The 936-nt window shown below is 44.7% G+C and carries 2 protein-coding genes; both read right to left on the bottom strand.

All coding sequences use genetic code 11. From position 1 onward, the window contains the following. Window positions 1-272, bottom strand: a 272-nt coding sequence (locus A3762_RS01040) for a hypothetical protein (RefSeq protein WP_156493107.1), incomplete at its 3' end; no start/stop codon positions are given. A gap of 112 nt (window positions 273-384) precedes the next feature. Beyond that, complete coding sequence (locus A3762_RS25580) at window positions 385-930, bottom strand: hypothetical protein (RefSeq protein WP_156493106.1); 546 nt, start codon at window positions 928-930, stop codon at window positions 385-387. Between the last annotated feature and the right edge of the window lie 6 nt (window positions 931-936).

Raw genomic sequence — 936 nt, 5'->3', positions numbered from 1 at the left:
ATGAACATCTCGCCGAAATACATTGGGTGACGAATACGTTTAAATAAGGCCGTTTGAGTGACGAGATATTCCATCTCTTCTAATCTTTTGTTATCGCGTTTGATGAGCCAGTAATGACTCAAAAAAATAGCACCGCCAACGAGTACAAGAATTCGCCCAGCCAGAGAATCGCTTGTGTTGATATCGGGTAGCCAGCTTGTGAACGCACTTATAATGATGCTCGCTATGAGCAGAATCGAACAAGTAAGCTTTGTAAGCCACCAATAAGACATGTTTCTTTCATCTTTTAATCATCTTAGAAGCAATACGTATTAAAGCTTAATAGGCGATTTACTTAGATGAGATCATTTTTTTATATGTCAGGGTACTTTTTGATTTAGTCTTTTAGCGACCAAGCAGTAATGGATGCTCCGCAACCGGAGTCAATGTGACAGATAATAATCCCCAGCCGAATGCAATAAGTAGTGCCCCGCCAGCTATTTGAAGATATAAGCCAAAATGACTAAACACCGCCGTCGAGCTCGATTCGCTAGCGTTTAGTAGGCGTTCAAAGAACCCTCTCGCGAATACGGTTCCTGCTGCAATGAGCGCGATAGAAATGCCAGTGCCTAGTCCCATCGCCAAGGTGGCGACGATCCCAAATCCATAGGCATTGACTAAATAGGCATAGGTCAAAACGATTAGTGCGCCAGAGCAAGGACGGAGCCCCATCGAGAACACGAGCGTTAGGTTCTGTAGCCAGGTGCTGTCGTCTTTGACTTCAATGGCATGGTTGCAGCCACAACATACATTATGTGCATAATGTTCATGGTGAGAATGATGTTCGTGCTCATGATGGTCGTGTTGGTGAGCGTGGGAGTGATGATCATGTGGATGGGCATGGTCATGATGCTCATGGTGCGAGTGTGCACTTGAATTTGAGATGCTCACTACTTT

The sequence above is a fragment of the Oleiphilus sp. HI0125 genome, from assembly GCF_001635355.1.
The sequence above is the reverse complement of the archived record's forward strand: the minus strand, read 5'-3'. Positions and strand labels throughout refer to the sequence as shown.